This is a genomic window from Pseudomonas sp. 18.1.10 (genome assembly GCF_024655625.1).
Lineage (GTDB): Bacteria > Pseudomonadota > Gammaproteobacteria > Pseudomonadales > Pseudomonadaceae > Aquipseudomonas.
In genome coordinates this window covers 1-2,960 of sequence record NZ_JANLGL010000384.1, presented here as the reverse complement: position 1 = coordinate 2,960, position 2,960 = coordinate 1, and the positions used below count along the sequence as shown (strand labels likewise).

Sequence of the window (2,960 nt, the reverse complement as noted above, 5' to 3'; positions counted from 1 at the left end):
GCTCGCGAAGACGGAGTGTCAGGCAACAGATTTATTGGCTGACCCACCGCATTCGCGAGCAAGCCCGCTCCCACACAAGCCAGCTCCCACAGGGGTTATGCAGTGTTTGGTAAATTGCCTTTCAGGCCAGTTCTGTGGCGGTGTTTTTGACGACCGCCAACTCCGGATGCGCCACCAACTTATCAATATGCAACTCGTCATTGTTCAACCAGGTCTCCGTCAGCACCCGGTAGTGCTCCATGTCCCGGCAGCGCATGCGCAGGCTGTAGTCGAACGGCCCGCTGATTAGTTGGCATTCGAACACCTGCGGGCAGGCTTTGACGCAGGCTTCGAACGCCTTTTGCGCCGAGCGCCCGCTTTGGTTGGACAAGGCCACCAGCACCAGCAACGACAACCCCGGCGAGACCATCTGCACATCGATGATCGCGCCGTACCCGCGAATCACCCCGCGTCGCTCCAGCTTGCGCACCCGCTCCAGGCAGGGCCTGGGGGTGAGGTGCACCAGCGACGAGAGCTTTTCGTAGGTGATACGCCCCTGGTGGCGCAGCACTTCGATGATGGCTTCATCGATGCGATCCAGCGCAGGGGAGGAATGGGGTCCGTTGGCCTTGGTATCCATGGGTTTCACTTCAGACGGTTGGAAAGAAATTGCTGCAAGCGCTCGCTGTTGGGATGGTCAAGGATCTCGGCACCGCCTTGTTCCTCGACCCGGCCCTGATGCAAGAACAGCACTTGGCTGGACACCTGGCGGGCAAAGCCCATCTCGTGGGTGACCATCAGCATGGTACGACCTTCCTCGGCCAACGTCTGTATGACTTTGAGGACTTCTCCTACAAGTTCCGGGTCAAGGGCGGAGGTCGGTTCATCGAACAGGATGATCTCCGGTTCCATGGCCAGGGCACGGGCAATGGCCACGCGCTGTTGCTGGCCACCGGACAGGAATGCCGGGTACTGATCGGCCACGCGGCCCGGCAGGCCGACCTTGTCCAGGTACAGGCGGGCGCGTTTTTCCGCTTCGGCGGCGCTGACGCCCAACACCCGGCGCGGGGCCATGGTGATGTTTTCCAGCACGGTCATGTGGCTCCACAGGTTGAAGTGCTGGAACACCATGGCCAGGCGTGTGCGCAGGTTTTGCAGCTGGGCCTGGTGCGGCGCGCGGGTGCCGGCGCGGCCGGGCTGCATTTCGATGCTGATGCCGTCGAGGGTGATGACCCCGGCGTCCGGTTGTTCGAGAAAGTTGATGCAGCGCAGCATCGTGCTTTTGCCCGAGCCGCTGGCGCCGATCAGGCTTATCACATCGCCATTGCGGGCATTGACGGACACGCCCTTGAGCACTTCGTGGTCGCCGTAGCGTTTGTGGATGCCTTCGACTTGCAGCTTGACGGCGGCAGTGGTGGTGTTGGCTGCGGGTGCATCAATGGGGTATGCGGCCAGGGCCTGCGCGGACTGATTCATGGGTTAGCCTCGGGTAGGAACAAGAAAACGCATCCAGCGACGTTCGGCCAGTCGGAACAGGCCCACCAGTGCAAAGGACAGCAGCATGTACAGCAGGGCAGCGATGCCAAACGCCTGGAACGTGAGGAACGTCTCGGCATTTGCGTCGCGGGCCACCTTGAGGATGTCGGCGACGGTGGCGGTAAACGCCAGGGAGGTGGCGTGCAGCATCAGGATCATTTCATTGCTGTAGGCCGGCAATGCGCGGCGCAGGGCCGCGGGCACCACGACGAACAGGTTCAGCCGCCAGCCGTGCAGGCCGTAGGCGCGGGCCGCTTCGATTTCGCCGTGGGGGATATTGCGGATCGCCCCGGCGAAGATCTCCACGGTGTAGGCGCAGGTGTTCAGCACAAAGGCCAGCAGGGTGCAGTTCAGCGCATTGCGGAAAAACTGGTTGAGCAGGGCGTTGTCCTGCACCACCTCCAGGCTGTACAGCCCGGTGTAGCAAATCAGCAGTTGGATATACAGCGGCGTGCCGCGAAACAGGTAGGTGTAGACCTCCACCGGCCAGCGCAACCAGAAGTGCTCGGACACCCGCGCCAGCGCCAACGGGATCGACAGGCAAAACCCAAGTACCACCGAGACGATGAACAGCCACAACGTCATGGCCACGCCGGACAAACCCGCGCCATCGCTGAACAGGTAGGCCAGGCCGTATTGCTGGAACAGGTCGATCATCGCGCCATCCCCTTGATGCCGAGGTTGTAGCGCCGTTCGAGGCGCTTGAAGATGCGGTTGGAGAGGGTGGTTATCACCAGGTACACCAGACCCGCGAGGATCAGGAAGTACAACGGCTCGTTGGTGGTCTTGCCGGCGTTCTGCGCGGCCTTGACCAGGTCCGACAGGCCGATGATCGACACCAGCGCGGTGGACTTGAGCAGCACCAGCCAGTTATTGCCCAGGCCCGGCAAGGCAAAGCGCATCAGTTGCGGGAACAGCACCAGGTGGAAACGCTGCCAGCGGCTCAGGCCGTAAGCGGTGGCCGCCTCCAATTGGCCGGCGGGCACGCTGAGGATCGCGCCACGGAAGTTCTCGGTGAAATACGCGCCGTAGATAAAACCCAGGGTCACCACGCCAGCGGTGAACGGGTCGATTTCAAAGTAATCCCAGCCGGCCATTTCGCTGAGGTCATTGAGCCACAGTTGCAGGCTGTAGAAGATCAGCAGGATCAGCACCAGGTCTGGCACGCTGCGGATCAGCGTGGTGTACGCCGTGGCCGGCAGCCGCAGCCATTTCGCGCGAGAGAGCTTGGCGCCGGCGGCGATCAGGCCCAGGACAAGGCTCAGGGCCAGGGCGAGGAACGACAGCTTGAGCGTCATCCACGCGCCTTGGGCGAGCATGGGGCCGTAACCCTGCAGGTTTAGGAGGTCATTCATGGAGGGAGTATCTCTGAAGGGCACAGATATCCCCCTGTGGGAGCGGGCTTGTGTGGGAGCGGGCTTGCTCGCGAATGCGGAGTGTCAGTC

General features: G+C 62.1%; 4 protein-coding genes. All 4 read right to left on the bottom strand.

Going from position 1 to position 2,960, the window contains the following annotated elements; translation table 11 throughout:
• Window positions 1-121: 121 nt before the first annotated feature.
• From NUV89_RS28925 to NUV89_RS28910, 4 genes are read right to left on the bottom strand one after another with little or no spacing between them, the layout of a single operon-like run.
• Window positions 122-619 carry an Lrp/AsnC family transcriptional regulator gene (locus NUV89_RS28925; protein WP_016974875.1) on the bottom strand — a complete coding sequence of 166 codons (498 nt, stop codon included), beginning with the start codon at window positions 617-619 and terminating at the stop codon, window positions 122-124.
• Between the two features lie 5 nt (window positions 620-624).
• Window positions 625-1,455 (bottom strand): ABC transporter ATP-binding protein, encoded by an 831-nt coding sequence (locus NUV89_RS28920; RefSeq protein WP_257784009.1) that lies wholly within the window; start codon window positions 1,453-1,455, stop codon window positions 625-627.
• 3 nt (window positions 1,456-1,458) lie between these two features.
• Entirely contained in the window at window positions 1,459-2,172 is a 714-nt protein-coding gene (locus tag NUV89_RS28915; RefSeq protein WP_257784008.1) for an ABC transporter permease, read from the bottom strand.
• On the bottom strand, window positions 2,169-2,870 hold the full coding sequence (locus tag NUV89_RS28910) for an ABC transporter permease (RefSeq protein ID WP_124529640.1): 702 nt from the start codon (window positions 2,868-2,870) through the stop codon (window positions 2,169-2,171). Before NUV89_RS28910 ends, NUV89_RS28915 begins: the two co-directional genes overlap by 4 nt.
• Between the last annotated feature and the right edge of the window lie 90 nt (window positions 2,871-2,960).

Coding starts and splice junctions, on each gene's coding strand:
- NUV89_RS28910 (WP_124529640.1), bottom strand. CDS start 2,870: ATGAATGACCTCCTAAACCTGCAGGGTTACGGCCCCATGCTCGCCCAA.
- NUV89_RS28915 (WP_257784008.1), bottom strand. CDS start 2,172: ATGATCGACCTGTTCCAGCAATACGGCCTGGCCTACCTGTTCAGCGAT.
- NUV89_RS28925 (WP_016974875.1), bottom strand. CDS start 619: ATGGATACCAAGGCCAACGGACCCCATTCCTCCCCTGCGCTGGATCGC.
- NUV89_RS28920 (WP_257784009.1), bottom strand. CDS start 1,455: ATGAATCAGTCCGCGCAGGCCCTGGCCGCATACCCCATTGATGCACCC.